Origin of the sequence: Microbacterium sp. Marseille-Q6965, assembly GCF_946151065.1 — a bacterium.
Classification (GTDB): domain Bacteria; phylum Actinomycetota; class Actinomycetes; order Actinomycetales; family Microbacteriaceae; genus Microbacterium.
Genome location: NZ_CAMGZA010000001.1, coordinates 248588 through 265038, shown reverse-complemented (window position 1 = coordinate 265038; position 16451 = coordinate 248588). Strand labels below are relative to the sequence as shown.

Sequence of the window (16451 nt, the reverse complement as noted above, 5' to 3'; positions counted from 1 at the left end):
CGTGTCGGAGTTCCGGCGCGGCGTGCGACTCGGCATCGACGTGGGCCGCGCGCGAGTGGGCGTGGCACGGTGCGATCCCGACGGCATGCTGGCGGTGCCCGTGGAGACCGTGCCCCGCACGGAGGAGGCGATCGCGCGCATCCTCGAGCTGGCGCGCGAACACGAGCCGATGGAGCTCGTCGTGGGTCTGCCCCTGAACCTGCGCGGCGAGGACACGGCCTCGACGGCCGATGCGCGCGCCTTCGCGGGCGAGCTCGCGGCGCGCGCGGGGCGGCCGGTTCGTCTCGTGGACGAACGTCTGAGCACCGTCACGGCACACGCCGCGTTGCGTCAGTCCGGGCGCAGCCAGAAGCGTTCTCGTAGCATGGTGGATCAAGTCGCCGCCGTGGTGCTGCTGCAGCATGCCGTCGACAGCGAGAAGCGCACCGGGATACCCGCCGGTGAGCCGGTCCCGTCGATTCAGGAGTAGATCCGCATGCCCGAAACCCCCGGTTCGGACGCGCCGCGCCCCCTGTCGCGCCGCGAGCTGCGCGAGGCCCGTCGCGCCGCGGGCTCCGGAGAAGCGCCGGCCGGCGACGAACGGCCGCCCGCGCCCGCAACGTCGCCGCGGCGCGACGACGGGCCGGGCATCCCCGATCGGGCCTCGGAGAGCGGCCCCGTCGCGGCGCGCGACACGTTCCGCCCGGTGAACGCGCCGTCGACCGGTGAGACCGCCGCGCCGGTCCCGGCGGGCCGGTCCATCGTCGGCGGGAGCGCGGACGAGCCCGCCGCGTCGCGCAGCACGCTCCCGGACGCGGCGGAAGCGGAGGAACGGGACGAATCCGCGGGCTCGCTCGACGACCTCTTCGGCGAGGCGGAGCCGCCGCGCCGGCGCCGTCGCGGGCTCGGCTGTCTCGTCGCCTTCCTCATCGTGGCCGTCATCGGAGGCGGGATCGCCGCGGGCGGCTGGTGGGCATGGAACCAGTACGGCGAGCGGATCATGGAGCAGTTCGGCCTGGACGGACCGAGCGATTACGAGCCCGGTGAAGCGACCGGCGAGGTGATCTTCACGATCGAGGAGGGCGACACCGGCTCGTCCATCTCGCCGCGGCTGCATGCCGCGGGCGTCACGCTGAACGAGGACTCCTTCTACGACTATCTGATCCGTGAGAGCCAGTCGCCCACGTTCTACCCCGGGACGTACCGGCTGCAGGAGCGGATGACGTCGGAGGCGGTGCTCAGCGCGCTCGAGGACCCGGCCAACAAGCTCGAGGACACCGCCCAGCTGCGCGAGGGCCTGACGCTCGAGTCGAGCCTGCCGATCCTTGCCGACGGTCTCGGAATGCCGCTGGAGGAGCTACAGGCCGCGGTCGCCGACCCGAGCGCGTACGGCGTCGCCGCCGACAGCCTAGAGGGCTGGCTCTTCCCGGCGACGTACACCTTCGAGCCGGGAGTAACGGCGCAGGACGTGATCGGCACGCTCGTGAACCGCACCATCGAGTCGCTCGATGCGGCAGGGGTGCCGGAGCAGGAACGTCAGCGCGTCCTGACCATCGCGTCGATCATCGAGCGTGAGGCACGCTTCGAGGACGATTTCTATCGGGTCTCGCGCGTCATCCAGAACCGTCTGGACGACACCAACCCCGAGACGCACGGCTTCCTGCAGATGGACTCGACGGCCCAGTACGGCTACGGCGAGATCCACGATGGCACCGCGTCGAGCTCGCAGGAGGCGCTCGAGGACGACAACCCGTGGAACACGTACGTGCACCCGGGGCTGCCCGCCGGACCGATCTCGAACCCGGGCGACCGCGCGATCGATGCCGCCATGAACCCCGCCGACGGCCCCTGGCTGTACTTCGTCACGGTCAACCTCGACACGGGTGAGACGGTGTTCACGGAAACGTACGCCGAGCACCAGCAGGCCGTGGCGCAGTGGCAGGAATGGTGCTCGGCGAATCCCGACGCGGGATGCTGAGCGGACGCGCCACGCGGCTCGAGGTATGGGGCGACCCGATCGCCCACAGCCGTTCGCCGCAGCTGCACCGCGCCGCGTACGACGTGCTCGGCCTCGACTGGACGTTCGAGCGTCGCCGCGTGCCCGCGGCCTCGTTTCAGGCGGAGCTCGCGTCGCTGGATGCGACCCATCGCGGGCTGGCGGTGACGATGCCGGACAAGGAGCACGCCTTCGCGGTCGCCGCGTGGCGCGACCGGGGCGCGGAGTTGACCGGAGCCGTCAACACGCTGCTGCTGACGCCCGAGGGAGCGCGGGGGTGGAACACCGATGTCGGGGGCATCGTGCGGGCCCTGCGCGAGGCCGGCCTGGCCGAGGCGCGCAACGTGCGCGTGCTGGGCGCCGGCGCCACCGCGCGCTCCGCGGTCGTGGCACTGGCCGAGCTCGGCGCCGAACGGATCGCGGTCACCGCGCGTCGGCCCGAGCGGGCGGCGGCGCTGCGGGAGCTGGGGGAGCGGCTGGCGCTGCGGGTGGACGTGGCACCGTTCGACGCGGCCGCGCAGCCCGCCGAATTGACCGTGTCGACGCTCCCGGGTGCGGCGGCGGTGCCCGATGCGCCGCTCGATCGGCTCGCGGCGGCCGGTGGCCCACTCTTCGACGTCGCCTACAGCCCCTGGCCGTCCGCTCTCGCCGCGCGATGGCCGGCCCGTGCCGTGCCCGGCCTGGGCATGCTGCTGCACCAGGCGGTGCTGCAGGTGCGGGTGTTCACCGAGGGCGACGTGGATGCGCCGCTCCGCGACGAGCCGCGCGTGATCGCGGCGATGCGCGAGGCGATCGCCCACGAGTGACGCGCGGTGCAGGAGTCGCGCCCGCGCATGGGAGACTGGATCCCATGCTCCGCGTGCTCACGGCCGGCGAATCGCACGGCCCCGAACTCATCGCCGTCATGGAGGGATTGCCCGCGGGCGTCCCCATCCTGGCCGAGCAGATCCAGGCCGATCTGCAGCGCCGCAAGCTGGGCTACGGCCGCGGCTCGCGCATGAAGTTCGAGCAGGACGAGCTGACGATCTCGGGCGGCGTGCGGCACGGCCTCACGCTCGGCAGCCCCGTGGCCCTGCGCATCGGGAACACCGAGTGGCCCAAGTGGACCGAGGTGATGAGCCCCGCGCCGGCGGAGCTCACCGAGAAGTCCCGGGGCCGTGGCGCGGCGCTCACGCGCCCGCGTCCGGGGCACGCCGACCTCGTCGGGATGCAGAAGTACGGGTTCGACGAGGCGCGTCCCGTGCTCGAGCGCGCGAGCGCGCGCGAGACCGCCGCGCGCGTCGCGCTCGGCGCCGTCGCGCGCGCCTTCCTCGGCGAACTGGGCATCCGTCTCGTCAGCCACACCCTCTCGATCGGCCCCGTGCGCGTGCCGGAGGGTTCGCCGCTGCCGACGCCGGACGACGTCGAGCGCCTGGACGCCGATCCGCTGCGCTGCTTCGACGCCGCCACGAGCGAGGCGATGGTGGCAGAGGTCGACGACGCCCGCAAGGCGGGCGACACACTGGGCGGCATCGTCGAGGTGCTCGCCTACGGACTGCCGCCGGGGCTCGGGTCGCACGTGCACTGGGACCGCCGCCTGGACGGTCGACTGGCGCAGGCGCTCATGAGCATCCAGGCCATCAAGGGCGTGGAGGTCGGCGACGGCTTCCTCACCACCACGCGGCGCGGTTCGCAGGCCCACGACGAGCTCGTCACCGGCGAGACGGGCATCGGCCGCACCTCCGGTCGGGCCGGCGGCACCGAGGGCGGCATGTCGACGGGCACGCCGCTGCGCGTCCGGGCCGGGATGAAGCCGATCGCCACCGTGCCGCGCGCGCTGCGCACCGTCGACGTCGTCTCCGGCGAGGAAGCCTCTGCGCACCATCAGCGCTCCGACGTGTGCGCCGTGCCCGCAGCGGGCGTCGTCGCCGAGGCGATGGTGGCGCTCGTGCTGGCAGAGGCCGTGCTCGAGAAGTTCGGCGGCGACTCCGTCGCCGAGACCCGGCGCAATCTGGAGGGCTACCTCGCGGCCATCCCGCACAACCTCCGCACGAGCGACGACGACGACCTCGGCGACGGGGGCGCGATGGGCGATGGTCTCTCCTGAGTCGTCGGGCGCGCCCGTGATCGTGCTCATCGGGCCGATGGGCGCCGGCAAGTCGAGCGTGGGCAAGCGGGTCGCCAAGGCGCTGGGCCTGCGCTTCACCGACACCGACTCGGTGATCGCGCAGGAGCACGGACCCATCACGCAGATCTTCGAGCGGCGCGGCGAGGCGGCGTTCCGCCTCATCGAGCACGACACCGTGCGGCGTGCCCTCGGCGGCGGCGGCGTGGTGGCCGTGGGCGGCGGCGCGCCGCTGCACCCGGGCACGAGGGCCGCGCTGGCCTCGCTGCCCGTCGTGCTGCTGGACGTGGCGGACGAAGCCGTGGCGGGCCGGATTCGGGGGCAGAAGCGCCCGCTGCTGAATCGCGAGGACCGCGATCCGGTGGAGGAATGGGTGCGCATTCGCGAGGAGCGCCGGCCGGTGTACGAGTCCGTTGCCACCGTGCGTCTGGACACATCGGGGCGGCCGATGCAGGCGGTGGTCGACGAGATCGTCGCATGGGCGCGCGGTGAGGGGATCGTCCCCGGCGCCCGGGAGGAGTGAGATGACCGACATCACCACGATCGCCGTGAGCGGACAGCCCGGCTACGAGATCACCGTCGGGCACGGCGTGCGCGCGCGACTCGAGGCGGCCCTGCCGCCCGCCGCGCGGAAGGTCCTCGTGATCCACCCGCCCACGCTCCAGCGCGAGGCCGAGGCGCTGCGCGAGCGGCTCCTGGGGCAGCGGGAGGTTCTGCTGGCGGAGATCCCGGATGCCGAGAGCGGCAAACGGATCGAGGTCGCCGCCTTCTGCTGGCAGATCATGGGTCAGGCCGATTTCACGCGCTCCGACGCCGTGGTCGGTTTCGGGGGCGGCGCGGTCACCGACGTCGCGGGGTTCGTGGCGGCGACGTGGCTGCGCGGGGTGGCCGTCGTGCAGGTGCCCACGACCGTGCTCGGCATGGTGGACGCGGCGGTGGGTGGCAAGACGGGCATCAACACCGCCGAAGGCAAGAACCTGGTCGGGGCCTTCTGGGCGCCGCACGCGGTCCTGTGCGATCTCGAGCTGCTCGACACGCTGCCGCGCAACGAGGTCGTCGCGGGTTTCGCAGAGGTCGTCAAGGCCGGCTTCATCCGGTATCCGGAGATCCTCGACATCGTCGAGGTCGACCCCGAGCGCGCCATCGACGTCACGAGCGCCGAGTTCCGCCGGTGCGTCGAGCTGGCGATCCGCATGAAGGCGGATGTCGTCGGCGAGGACTTCCGGGAGGCGGGCCTGCGCGAGATCCTCAACTACGGCCACACCCTGGGCCACGCGATCGAGCACGCGGAGCGGTACCAGTGGCGACACGGTGCCGCCGTCTCGGTGGGCATGATGTTCGCGGCCGAGGTGTCGCGGCTGGCCGGCCGTCTCTCGGACGACGCCGTCGACCGCCATCGTGCGGTGCTGACCGCGCTGGGCCTGCCCACGACCTACCGCATGGGAGCGTGGACGCAGCTGCTGGCGACGATGAAGCGCGACAAAAAGGCCCGCGGCGACATGCTGCGCTTCATCGTGCTCGACGACATCGCGAAGCCGACGGTGCTGCAGGCGCCCGACGAGTCGCTGCTGTTCGCCGCGTACCAGGAGATCGGCGAGGAGCAGCAGCCGGGCATCCGGAAGGCCACGACCGTCCGCCTGTGAGCGATTGACCCGGCGACAGGGCGGACGGGGCGCTCAGCAAGCGGCCCCGGCGACCCGATAGAATCGTCCGTCGGGCCATCGCGCCCCCGCAGCTTCACATCACACGAAACGGAACTCATCCATGGCATCCACCGCAGACATCAAGAACGGCGTCGTGCTGTCCATCGACGGGCAGCTCTGGAGCGTCATCGAGTTCCAGCACGTCAAGCCCGGCAAGGGTGGCGCGTTCGTGCGGACGAAGCTCAAGAACGTCGTCAGCGGGAAGGTCGTCGACAAGACCTTCAACGCGGGTGCCAAGGTCGACATCCAGAACGTGGACCGCAGCGACTACCAGTACCTGTACAACGACGGCGAGTCGTTCGTCTTCATGGACGTCAAGGACTACGACCAGATCAATGTGCCGGCCACGGTCGTGGGCGACGCGTCGAAGTTCCTGCTCGAGAACATGAACGTGACGATCGCGATGCACGACGGCACGCCGCTGTACATCGACATGCCGCCGTCGGTCGTGCTGGAGATCACCTACACCGAGCCCGGCCTGCAGGGCGACCGCTCGAACGCCGGGACGAAGCCCGCGACCGTCGAGACCGGCGCCGAGATCCAGGTCCCGCTGTTCGTGGACGCCGGCACCAAGGTGAAGGTCGACACGCGCACGGGCGACTACCTCGGCCGCGTCAACGACTGAGTTGTCCGCACGCACCAAGGCGCGCAAGCGCGCCCTCGACATCCTCTTCGCCGCCGATGTGCGCGGCGATGCGATCCCCGTCGCGCTGGCGGCCGAGGCCAAGCGCGCGGTCAGCGAGCCGGCGCGGCAGGCGTCGTGGCTGTACGCACGAGAGATCGTGGACGGCGTGATCGACCACCAGGACGAGATCGACGAGCAGATCACGACCCACAGCCGGGACTGGAAGCTCGAGCGCATGCCGACGGTCGATCGGGCCGTGCTGCGCATCGCCACGTGGGAGATCCTCTACAACGACGAGGTCCCCACCGCCGTGGCGATCGACGAGGCGGTGGAGCTCGCCAAGGAGCTCTCGACCGACGACTCGCCGGCGTTCGTGCACGGGGTCCTGGCCCGCATCGCCAAGTCGAACTGACCGGCCCCTCTCCGCTGCGCCGCGCGGCGCAGGGTAGGCTGGGGGGAACGTGCACCTTTAACACCGTCCCGTGAGGCGGAGAAGGGAGCGGCGGATGAGCACGCGCACCGTGCTGCAGGAAGCCGACATCAGCCGGGCTCTGACCCGGATCGCCCACGAGATCCTCGAGGCGAATCGCGGCCCCGACGATCTCGTCCTGCTGGGCATCCCCACCCGCGGCGTGTATCTCGCTCGCCGCCTGGCCGCGCTCATCGAGCGTTTCGGGGGAGCACCGGTCGCGACCGGCGCGCTCGACGTCACGATGTACCGGGACGACCTCGCGCACCAGCCCACGCGGGCGCCGCGGCCGACGGAGATCCCCGACGGCGGCGTCGACGGCCGCGTCATCGTCCTCGTCGACGACGTGCTGTTCTCCGGACGCAGCATCGGCGCGGCTCTGGACGCGCTCAAGGACATCGGGCGTCCCGCCGCGGTGCGGCTGGCGATCCTCGTGGATCGTGGGCACCGGGAGCTGCCGATCCGCCCCGACTTCGTGGGCAAGAACCTGCCCTCGGCACGCACCGAGCGCGTGAACGTGCGGCTGACGGAGATCGACGGCGCGGACGAGGTCACGATCGAGGCCGCGCGATGAGGCACCTGCTCGACACCCAGACGCTCGCCCGCGACGAGGCGATCCGCATCCTGGACGTGGCGGAGGACATGGCCGCGACCCAGGGGCGCGAGGTCAAGAAGCTGCCGACCCTGCGCGGGCGGACCGTCGTGAACCTCTTCTTCGAGGACTCCACGCGCACGCGGATCTCGTTCGAGGCCGCCGCCAAGCGGCTGTCGGCCGACGTCATCAACTTCGCCGCCAAGGGTTCGAGCGTCTCCAAGGGCGAGAGCCTTCAGGACACGGCCCAGACGCTGCAGGCGATGGGCGCCGACGCGGTCGTGATCCGTCACGGCGCCTCCGGCGCGCCGCACACGCTCGCCACGAGCGGTTGGATCACCGCGGGCGTCGTGAACGCGGGCGACGGCACTCATGAGCACCCGACGCAGGCGCTCCTGGACGCCTTCACGATGCGCCGCCGCGTGCACGGCGGCGCCAGCCGGGGCCGCGACCTCGAGGGCGTGCGCGTAGCGATCGTCGGCGACATCCTGCACTCGCGCGTGGCGCGTTCGAACGTCTGGCTGCTGACGACGCTCGGCGCACACGTGACACTCGTCGCGCCGCCCACCCTGCTGCCGCAGGACCTCTCGGCGTGGCCGGTGACGGTGCGGTACGACCTGGACGAGGCGATCGCCGAGGGGCCGGACGCCGTCATGCTGTTGCGCATCCAGCTGGAGCGCATGAATGCGGCCTATTTCCCCTCTGAACGGGAGTATTCGCGCCGGTGGGGTCTGGACCCCGTGCGCCTGGCCCAGCTGCCTGCCGATACGATTGTCATGCACCCGGGCCCGATGAACCGGGGCATGGAGATCAGCGCCGCCGCTGCCGATTCGCCGCGTTCGACGGTGCTCGAACAGGTGACGAACGGCGTCTCGGTGCGCATGGCCGTGCTCTACCTGCTGCTGGCGGGCGAGCGGACGACGGAGGAACGCGATGCGCCGCAGTGAGCGACCGGAGGGAGCCGACATGGGCGAGGTGCTCCTCATCACCGGAGCGGCGATCGAGGGCGGAGAGCGAGCGGACCTGCTCGTCGCCGACGGCCGGATCGCCCAGATCGGGACGGGCCTGTCGCACGCCGGTGCGACGGTGATCGACGCCGACGGGCTCGTGGCGCTGCCGGGCCTCGTCGACCTGCACACGCACCTGCGCGAGCCGGGCTCCGAGGCGAGCGAGACCGTCCTCACGGGCACGCGTGCCGCGGCGGCCGGCGGCTTCACGGCGGTCTTCGCGATGCCGAACACGAGTCCCGTCGCCGACACGGCCGGCGTGGTGGAGCAGGTGCTCGCGCTCGGCGATGCCGCCGGCTACGCCACCGTCCAGCCGATCGGCGCCGTCACCGTTGGCCAGAAGGGCGAGCGGCTGGCCGAGCTCGGCGCGATGGCGTCGTCGCGCGCCCGCGTGCGCGTCTTCAGCGACGACGGCTTCTGCGTCTGGGACCCGCTCATCATGCGCCGCGCGCTCGAGTACGTGAAGGCGTTCGACGGCGTCGTCGCCCAGCACGCCCAGGATCCGCGCCTGACGGAGGGTGCGCAGATGAACGAGGGCGCCGTCTCGGCCGAGCTGGGCCTGGCGGGCTGGCCCGCCGTCGCGGAGGAGTCGATCATCGCGCGCGACGTGCTGCTGGCCGAGCACGTCGGATCGCGGCTGCACGTGTGCCACCTGTCGACGGCCGGCTCCGTCGACATCATCCGCTGGGCCAAGAAGCGCGGCATCGCCGTCACCGCCGAGGTCACGCCGCATCACCTGCTTCTCACGGAGGAGCTCGTGCGCGGTTACGACGCCCGCTACAAGGTCAACCCGCCGCTACGGCGGGACGAGGACGTGCAGGCGGTGCGAGAGGGTCTCGCCGACGGCACCATCGACATCGTCGCCACGGACCACGCCCCGCATCCGGTGGAGGCCAAGGCGTGCGAGTGGCAGGCCGCAGCGAACGGGATGGTCGGGCTCGAGAGCGCGCTGCGGGTGGTCGACGAGACCATGGTCCGCACCGGGCTGCTCGACTGGGCCGGTGTGGCGCGGGTGCTCTCGAAGGCGCCGGCGCGCATCGGTCGCCTCGACGGGCACGGTACCGACCTCGTCGCGGGAGCGCCCGCCGAGCTCACGCTCTACGACCCCTCGGCCGGCGGCACCTTCAGCGAGGCCGACCTGCGCGGCCGCAGCATGAATTCGCCGTACGTGGGCCGCGAACTCCCCGGCCGTGTCGTGTGGACGATCCATGGCCGGACGCCCACGCTGGCCGACGGCGAGCTCGTGGAGGTGGTCTCGTGATCGAGTACGTTCCCGGTGTCGCGCTGATCCTCGCGATCGTCATCCTCGCACTGTCCGGCATGTGGTGGGGATGGCGGCGACGATCGCGCGCGGCGGCCGCCCTCGGCGTGCCCTTCGGGCCGGCCTCGGGCAAGCCCGTCGCGACCTTCGGCGGCCTGTACGTCGCCACCACCGTGCACGACGAGCCGCTCCAGCGCCTGGCGTTGCCCCACCTGGGCTTCCGCGCGCGGGTGAGCGCCACCGTCACGACCGCGGGACTGGCGCTCGACATGCCCGGCGCCCCGACGGTCTTCCTCGCCGCCGCGCGCCTCGTCGGCGCCGGCCGCGCCACCTGGACGATCGACCGCGTCGTGGAGCGCGACGGCCTCGTGCTGATCGCGTGGACCACCGACGACGGCACGGTCGTCGACAGCTACTTCCGCCTGCAGTCCTCCGACCCGGACGCGCTCGTCGCGGCCGTCGAGGAGCTGCGCACCACCACGACAGGAGCATCCCTGTGACTTCGAACGCAGCATCGAGCCGACTTCTCGATCGCGATCCCGCCGTCCTCGTCCTCGAGGACGGATCCCGATTCCCCGGGCACGCCTACGGCGCGCGCGGCACCACCGTCGGCGAGGTGGTCTTCACCACCGGCATGACCGGCTACCAGGAGACGCTCACCGATCCGTCGTACGCGGGGCAGATCGTCCTGCAGACCGCGCCGCACATCGGCAACACGGGCGTGAACACCGAGGACCCGGAGAGCCGCAGGGTCTGGGTCGCCGGCTACATCGTGCGCGACCCCTCCCGCGTGGTGTCGAGCTGGCGCGCCGAGGAGTCGCTCGACGAGGCGCTCGAGCGTGACGGCATCGTCGGGATCGCCGGCATCGACACCCGGGCCGTCACGCGCCACATCCGCTCCGACGGGTCGATGCGCGGCGCGATCTTCTCGGGCGAGGCCGCCGCCATCGATTCCGAGGAGCAGCTGCGCATCGTCACCGAGGCGCCGCCGATGACCGGCCAGAACCTCTCGGCCCAGGTGTCGGTCGAGGCGGCGGAAGTCACGCCGGCGGTGGGGGAGAAGATCGGCAACCTCGCCGTCATCGACCTCGGCATCAAGCAGGCGACGGTGCTCAACCTCGCCCGCCGCGGGTTCGAGGTGCACGTGCTGCCGCACAACGTCACCTTCGCCGAGGTGAAGGCGATCGACCCGGTGGCCGTGTTCTACTCCAACGGCCCGGGCGACCCGGCGGCGTCCGACGCGCACGTGGCTCTGCTGCAGGACGCGCTGCGCGACGGCCTGCCGTTCTTCGGCATCTGCTTCGGCAACCAGCTGCTCGGCCGCGCGCTCGGCCTGGGCACGTACAAGCTGCCGTTCGGGCACCGCGGCATCAACCAGCCGGTGCTCGACCGCACGACCGGCAGGGTGTCGATCACCTCCCACAACCACGGCTTCGCGGTGGACGCGCCCCTCGAGGGCACCTTCGACAGCCCGGCCGGTTTCGGTCGCGTCGAGGTCAGCCACGTCGGCCTCAACGACGACGTCGTGGAGGGCCTGCGCGCCCTCGACATCCCCGCCTTCTCGGTGCAGTACCACCCCGAGGCCGCCGGCGGACCGAACGACGCCAACTACCTCTTCGACCGTTTCCAGGCCATGGTGATCGATCACCTCGGCAAGAAGGGCGCCAATGCCTAAGCGCGACGACATCCAGTCCGTCCTCGTCATCGGTTCCGGGCCGATCGTCATCGGCCAGGCGGTGGAGTTCGACTACTCCGGCACGCAGGCCTGCCGCGTGCTGCGCGAGGAGGGCGTGCGCGTCATCCTCGTCAACTCCAACCCGGCGACGATCATGACCGATCCCGACTTCGCGGACGCCACCTACATCGAGCCGATCACGCCCGAGGTGATCGAGACGATCATCGCCAAGGAGAAGCCCGACGCGATCCTTCCCACGCTCGGCGGCCAGACGGCGCTGAACGCCGCGATGGCCCTGCACGAGCGCGGGATCCTCGAGAAGTACGACGTCGAGCTGATCGGCGCGAAGGTCGACGCGATCCGCAAGGGAGAGGACCGCCAGGTCTTCAAGGAGCTCGTCGTCGCGGCGGGCGCCGAGGTCGCGAAGAGCCGGATCGCCCACACGATGGACGAGGTGCTCGAGGCGGCCGCGGAGCTCGGATACCCCCTCGTCGTGCGCCCGTCCTTCACCATGGGCGGACTCGGCTCGGGCTTCGCGTTCGACGAGGAGGACCTGCGCCGCATCGCGGGGCAGGGCCTGCGTGAGTCGACGACCACCGAGGTGCTCCTCGAGGAGTCGATCCTCGGCTGGAAGGAGTACGAGCTCGAGCTGATGCGCGACACGGCCGACAACACGGTCGTCGTCTGCTCCATCGAGAACGTCGACCCGGTCGGCGTGCACACGGGCGACTCGATCACCGTCGCCCCCGCCCTCACGCTCACCGACCGCGAGTACCAGAAGCTGCGCGACATCGGCATCGACATCATCCGCGCGGTGGGCGTGGACACGGGCGGCTGCAACATCCAGTTCGCGGTGAACCCGGAGAACGGCCGGATCATCGTCATCGAGATGAATCCCCGCGTGTCCCGTTCGTCGGCGCTCGCGTCCAAGGCGACCGGCTTCCCCATCGCCAAGCTCGCCGCGAAGCTCGCGCTCGGGTACCGCCTGGACGAGGTCCCCAACGACATCACGAAGGTCACGCCGGCGTCGTTCGAGCCGACCCTCGACTACATCGTCGTGAAGGTGCCGCGGTTCGCGTTCGAGAAGTTCCCCGCCGCCGACCCGACCCTCACGACCACCATGAAGTCGGTGGGCGAGGCCATGGCGATCGGCCGCAACTACACCACCGCGCTGCAGAAGGCGCTGCGCTCGGTCGAGAAGCGCGGGTCCTCGTTCCACTGGGGCGAGCAGCCGCGCAGCGTGGAGGAGCTGCTCGAGTCCATCCGGACTCCCACGGACGGCCGCATCGTCGACGTGCAGCAGGCGCTGCGCCTCGGCGCGACCGTGGAGCAGGTGTTCGAGGCGACGAAGATCGACCCGTGGTTCCTCGATCAGATCGTGCTCATCAACGAGGTCGCCGGGCTCGTCGCCGAGGCGGCCGAGCTGGATGTGCGGGTCGTGCGTCTGGCCAAGGAGCACGGCTTCTCCGACGCCCAGATCGCGCAGCTGCGCGGGATGAGCGAGGAGGAGGTGCGCGGCATCCGGCACGGCCTCGGGCTGCGCCCCGTGTACAAGACCGTCGACACCTGCGCCGGCGAGTTCCCCGCGCTGACGCCGTACCACTACTCCTCGTATGACGCCGAGACCGAGGTGGAGCCGTCCGACCGCCGCAAGGTGGTCATCATCGGCTCCGGCCCGAATCGCATCGGTCAGGGCGTCGAGTTCGACTACTCGTGCGTGCAGGCATCGTTCGCCCTCGGAGCCGCCGGCTTCGAGACGGTGATGATCAACTGCAACCCCGAGACCGTCTCGACCGACTACGACACGTCCGACCGCCTGTACTTCGAGCCGCTCACGCTCGAGGACGTGCTCGAGGTGCTGCACGCCGAGGCCGCGTCCGGCGAGATCTACGGCGTGGTCTGCCAGCTCGGCGGCCAGACGCCGCTCGGCCTGGCGAAGGGCATCGAGGCGGCGGGCTACCGCATCCTCGGCACGAGCCCCGCCGCGATCGACCTCGCCGAGGACCGCAAGCTGTTCGGCGAGATCCTCGAGCGCGGCGGCCTCACCGCGCCGCGCAACGGCACGGCGACGGACGAGGACGAGGCGGTCCGGATCGCCGAGGAGATCGGCTATCCGGTGCTCGTGCGCCCGTCGTTCGTGCTCGGCGGCCGCGGCATGGAGATCGTGTACGACACCCCCAGCCTGCGCGACTACTTCGCGCGGATCGCCGAGCACGCGATCATCGGCCCCGACGCGCCGCTGCTTGTCGACCGCTTCCTCGACGACGCCGTGGAGATCGACGTCGACGCGCTGTTCGACGGAGAGGAGCTCTACGTCGGCGGCGTGATGGAGCACCTCGAGGAGGCCGGCATCCACTCCGGCGACTCGAGCTGCGCCCTGCCGCCCATGTCGCTCGGCAAGGGGGAGATCGACCGGGTGCGCGCTGCGACCCGCGCGATCGCGGAGGGCGTGGGGGTGCGCGGGCTGCTCAACGTGCAGTTCGCCATCAGCGCCGGCGTGCTGTACGTCATCGAGGCCAACCCGCGTGCCAGCCGCACCGTGCCGTTCGTGTCGAAGGCGCTCGGCCTGCCGATGGCCCAGGCCGCCAGCCGGATCCTGGCGGGCGCGACGATCGCCGAGCTGAAGGCCGAGGGGCTGCTGCCCGAGCAGGACGGCTCCGTCGTGCCGGCGGACTCGCCGGTCTCGGTGAAGGAGGCCGTGCTGCCGTTCAAGCGCTTCCGCACGAGGGACGGCAAGGTCGTCGACTCGGTGCTGGGGCCCGAGATGCGCTCCACGGGCGAGGCGATGGGCATCGACCGGAACTTCCCGATCGCCTTCGCGAAGAGCCAGTCGGCGGCGTACGGCGGGGTGCCGGCGGAGGGCACCGTGTTCATCTCGGTGGCCGACGACGACAAGCGCGACGTCATCCTGCCCGCCCATCGGTTGCACCAGCTCGGCTTCCGCCTGCTGGCCACGGAGGGCACGGCGGAGATCCTCGTGCGCAACGGCATCCCCGCCGAGGTCGTAGCCAAGTACAGCGCCACGCAGGAGACCGGCGAGCAGAACATCGTCGACCTCATCAACGACGGTGCCGTCGACATCGTCGTGAACACGCCCAGCGGCATGTCGGCGCGCGCCGACGGCTACGAGATCCGTGCGGCCGCGGTCGCGGCGGACAAGGCGCTGTTCACCACGATCGTCACGCTGGGGGCGGCCGTGAGCGCCATGGACGCCACCCGCGGCGGCTACGAGGTCAAGAGCCTGCAGGAGTACGCCGCGGACCGCGCGGCGCGGGTGGGCGCCTGATGACGGTGGCCGGCTTCGGCGCGCGCGTGCGCGACGCGATCGCGCGGCACGGCCGCCTGTGCGTCGGGATCGATCCGCACGCGCCGCTGCTGGCCGCCTGGGGTCTGCCGGATTCGGCGGGCGGCGCGCGCGACCTCGGGCTGCGGGTCGTGGACGCGGCCGCGGGTGTCGCGGCCGTGGTCAAGCCGCAGGTGTCGTTCTTCGAGCGCCATGGCTCGGCGGGCCTCGCCGCTCTCGAGCAGGTGCTCGCGGCGGCGCGCGCGGCGGGCCTGATCGCGATCGCCGACGCCAAACGCGGCGACATCGGCTCGACCATGGACGCCTATGCCGAGGCGTGGCTGCGCCCGGGGGCCGCGCTCGAGGCGGACGCCGTGACGGCGAGCCCCTACCTCGGTGTGGGCTCCCTGACCGGCACCTTCGACCTGGCCTACCGCGAGGGCAAGGGCGTGTTCGTCCTCGCCGCGACGAGCAATCCGGAGGCGCGCGGCCTGCAGGGCGCCATCGCGGGCGGCGACACGGTCGCGGCGCGCGTGGTCTCGGAGGTCGCCGCCCGCAACGCGGCCGAGGTCGACGACGACGAGTGGGGCTCGCTCGGCCTCGTCATCGGCGCGACGGTGGATTGGGCGGACGCGGGACTGCGTCCGTTCGCGCCGGCGGCGCCCATCCTGGCGCCGGGCTTCGGCCACCAGGGAGCGGTGCCGAGCGACCTGAACGCGCGATTCGGGGCGTTGGCGCCGTGCGTGCTCGCCTCGGAGAGCCGCTCGATCCTGTCGGCCGGGCCCGCCGGCATCGCCGACGCGATCCGCGCGGCGACCGCCGCCTACCGCGCAGGGGAGGAGAGCCATGTCTGACACTCGCCGTCCGCCGGAGGTGGACCGCGTCGCCGCGTCCCGCAAGGCCGTCGCCGCCCGGCGGGCGCGCGCCGGGCTCAAGCGCGACATCGCGACGCGCGTCGTCACGCCCCAGGAGGTGCTGCGCCGCGCCGCCGCCGATCCCGCCTCGCCCGCGGGCACCCTGCGCGTCACCGAGTTCCTCACCTCGCTTCCCGCCATCGGTGAGGGCAAGCGCGACCGCATCCTCGCAGAGCTGCGGATCTCGGCGGTGAAGCGCCTGGGCGGCCTCGGTCCGCGCCAGCGCGCGGAGCTTGCCGCGTGGCTGGAGCGCCGGATGCCCGAGCCGCGCCCGCGCCCCGGCCGCAGCCGGCTCATCGTGCTTGCCGGCCCCACGGCGGTCGGCAAGGGCACGGTCTCGGCGTATATCCGCGAGCACTACCCGCAGGTGCGGATCTCCGTGAGCGCCACGACCCGCAAGCCGCGGCCCGGCGAGGTGCACGGCGAGCACTACTACTTCGTGGACGACGCCGAGTTCGACCGGATGATCGCGGAGGGGGAGCTGCTCGAGTACGCCACGGTGCACAACGCCTACCGCTACGGCACGCCGCGCCGGCCCGTGCAGGAGGCGCTCGACGCCGGGCAGACGGTGCTGCTCGAGATCGACCTGCAGGGCGCACGCCAGGTGAGGGCCGCCGACCCGAGCGCCACCCTCGTCTTCCTGCTGCCGCCGAGCTGGGACGAGCTCGTGCAGCGGCTCGTCGGCCGCGGCACCGAGGACGAGGAGGAGCGTGCCCGTCGGCTGCGCACCGCGAAGGTCGAGCTGGCGGCCCAACGCGAGTTCGACTTCTTCGTCGTGAACGACGTCGTCGCCGACGCGGCGGCGCAGGTCGTAGAATTGTCGGATGGACCCGCGCGCTGACG

16 protein-coding genes are annotated in these 16451 nt (G+C 71.8%); all 16 read left to right on the top strand.

Annotated elements, in window-relative coordinates; genetic code table 11:
- The first annotated feature begins 1 nt into the window (after window position 1).
- The 16 genes from ruvX (at window position 2) to gmk (ending at window position 16449) form a co-directional block, all read left to right on the top strand.
- Window positions 2–469, top strand: a complete 468-nt coding sequence (gene ruvX, locus N8N77_RS01310; protein ID WP_261164025.1) for a Holliday junction resolvase RuvX — start codon at window positions 2–4, stop codon at window positions 467–469.
- 6 nt (window positions 470–475) lie between these two features.
- Window positions 476–1957, top strand: coding sequence for an endolytic transglycosylase MltG (mltG, locus tag N8N77_RS01305; RefSeq protein ID WP_261164023.1), 1482 nt, complete (start codon window positions 476–478; stop codon window positions 1955–1957).
- The gene (locus N8N77_RS01300) at window positions 1951–2781 is read left to right on the top strand and encodes a shikimate dehydrogenase (protein WP_261164022.1); all 831 of its coding nucleotides are present in this window, start codon (window positions 1951–1953) and stop codon (window positions 2779–2781) included. Before mltG ends, N8N77_RS01300 begins: the two co-directional genes overlap by 7 nt.
- Before the next feature lie 44 nt (window positions 2782–2825).
- On the top strand, window positions 2826–4061 hold the full coding sequence (gene aroC, locus N8N77_RS01295) for a chorismate synthase (protein WP_261164021.1): 1236 nt from the start codon (window positions 2826–2828) through the stop codon (window positions 4059–4061).
- Window positions 4048–4602, top strand: a complete 555-nt coding sequence (locus tag N8N77_RS01290) for a shikimate kinase (protein WP_261164020.1) — start codon at window positions 4048–4050, stop codon at window positions 4600–4602. The genes aroC and N8N77_RS01290 overlap by 14 nt, the downstream gene beginning before the upstream one ends.
- Window position 4603: 1 nt before the next feature.
- Window positions 4604–5722, top strand: coding sequence for a 3-dehydroquinate synthase (aroB, locus tag N8N77_RS01285; RefSeq protein ID WP_261164019.1), 1119 nt, complete (start codon window positions 4604–4606; stop codon window positions 5720–5722).
- 121 nt (window positions 5723–5843) lie between these two features.
- Window positions 5844–6407, top strand: a complete 564-nt coding sequence (gene efp, locus N8N77_RS01280; protein ID WP_261164018.1) for an elongation factor P — start codon at window positions 5844–5846, stop codon at window positions 6405–6407.
- Window position 6408: 1 nt separating this feature from the next.
- Window positions 6409–6819, top strand: a complete 411-nt coding sequence (gene nusB / locus N8N77_RS01275; protein ID WP_261164017.1) for a transcription antitermination factor NusB — start codon at window positions 6409–6411, stop codon at window positions 6817–6819.
- Window positions 6820–6913: 94 nt separating this feature from the next.
- Complete coding sequence (gene pyrR / locus N8N77_RS01270) at window positions 6914–7450, top strand: bifunctional pyr operon transcriptional regulator/uracil phosphoribosyltransferase PyrR (protein WP_261164016.1); 537 nt, start codon at window positions 6914–6916, stop codon at window positions 7448–7450.
- Window positions 7447–8415, top strand: a complete 969-nt coding sequence (locus N8N77_RS01265) for an aspartate carbamoyltransferase catalytic subunit (protein ID WP_261164015.1) — start codon at window positions 7447–7449, stop codon at window positions 8413–8415. The genes pyrR and N8N77_RS01265 overlap by 4 nt, the downstream gene beginning before the upstream one ends.
- A 19-nt stretch (window positions 8416–8434) precedes the next feature.
- Complete coding sequence (locus tag N8N77_RS01260; protein ID WP_261164014.1) at window positions 8435–9736, top strand: dihydroorotase; 1302 nt, start codon at window positions 8435–8437, stop codon at window positions 9734–9736.
- The gene (locus tag N8N77_RS01255) at window positions 9733–10236 is read left to right on the top strand and encodes a hypothetical protein (protein ID WP_261164013.1); all 504 of its coding nucleotides are present in this window, start codon (window positions 9733–9735) and stop codon (window positions 10234–10236) included. The genes N8N77_RS01260 and N8N77_RS01255 overlap by 4 nt, the downstream gene beginning before the upstream one ends.
- Complete coding sequence (gene carA / locus N8N77_RS01250) at window positions 10233–11411, top strand: glutamine-hydrolyzing carbamoyl-phosphate synthase small subunit (protein ID WP_261164012.1); 1179 nt, start codon at window positions 10233–10235, stop codon at window positions 11409–11411. Before N8N77_RS01255 ends, carA begins: the two co-directional genes overlap by 4 nt.
- Window positions 11404–14697: a carbamoyl-phosphate synthase large subunit gene (gene carB / locus N8N77_RS01245; RefSeq protein WP_261164011.1), complete on the top strand. Its 3294-nt coding sequence runs from the start codon at window positions 11404–11406 to the stop codon at window positions 14695–14697. The genes carA and carB overlap by 8 nt, the downstream gene beginning before the upstream one ends.
- Complete coding sequence (pyrF, locus tag N8N77_RS01240; RefSeq protein ID WP_261164010.1) at window positions 14697–15548, top strand: orotidine-5'-phosphate decarboxylase; 852 nt, start codon at window positions 14697–14699, stop codon at window positions 15546–15548. Before carB ends, pyrF begins: the two co-directional genes overlap by 1 nt.
- Window positions 15541–16449, top strand: coding sequence for a guanylate kinase (gene gmk, locus N8N77_RS01235; RefSeq protein ID WP_261164009.1), 909 nt, complete (start codon window positions 15541–15543; stop codon window positions 16447–16449). Before pyrF ends, gmk begins: the two co-directional genes overlap by 8 nt.
- Window positions 16450–16451 lie beyond the last annotated feature (2 nt).

What these genes read in the sequence shown, in the direction of transcription:
- mltG (WP_261164023.1), top strand. Translation starts at nt 476, where the DNA reads ATGCCCGAAACCCCCGGTTCGGACGCGCCGCGCCCCCTGTCGCGCCGC.
- N8N77_RS01300 (WP_261164022.1), top strand. Translation starts at nt 1,951, where the DNA reads ATGCTGAGCGGACGCGCCACGCGGCTCGAGGTATGGGGCGACCCGATC.
- aroC (WP_261164021.1), top strand. Translation starts at nt 2,826, where the DNA reads ATGCTCCGCGTGCTCACGGCCGGCGAATCGCACGGCCCCGAACTCATC.
- N8N77_RS01290 (WP_261164020.1), top strand. Translation starts at nt 4,048, where the DNA reads ATGGTCTCTCCTGAGTCGTCGGGCGCGCCCGTGATCGTGCTCATCGGG.
- aroB (WP_261164019.1), top strand. Translation starts at nt 4,604, where the DNA reads ATGACCGACATCACCACGATCGCCGTGAGCGGACAGCCCGGCTACGAG.
- efp (WP_261164018.1), top strand. Translation starts at nt 5,844, where the DNA reads ATGGCATCCACCGCAGACATCAAGAACGGCGTCGTGCTGTCCATCGAC.
- pyrR (WP_261164016.1), top strand. Translation starts at nt 6,914, where the DNA reads ATGAGCACGCGCACCGTGCTGCAGGAAGCCGACATCAGCCGGGCTCTG.
- N8N77_RS01265 (WP_261164015.1), top strand. Translation starts at nt 7,447, where the DNA reads ATGAGGCACCTGCTCGACACCCAGACGCTCGCCCGCGACGAGGCGATC.
- N8N77_RS01260 (WP_261164014.1), top strand. Translation starts at nt 8,435, where the DNA reads ATGGGCGAGGTGCTCCTCATCACCGGAGCGGCGATCGAGGGCGGAGAG.
- carB (WP_261164011.1), top strand. Translation starts at nt 11,404, where the DNA reads ATGCCTAAGCGCGACGACATCCAGTCCGTCCTCGTCATCGGTTCCGGG.
- pyrF (WP_261164010.1), top strand. Translation starts at nt 14,697, where the DNA reads ATGACGGTGGCCGGCTTCGGCGCGCGCGTGCGCGACGCGATCGCGCGG.
- gmk (WP_261164009.1), top strand. Translation starts at nt 15,541, where the DNA reads ATGTCTGACACTCGCCGTCCGCCGGAGGTGGACCGCGTCGCCGCGTCC.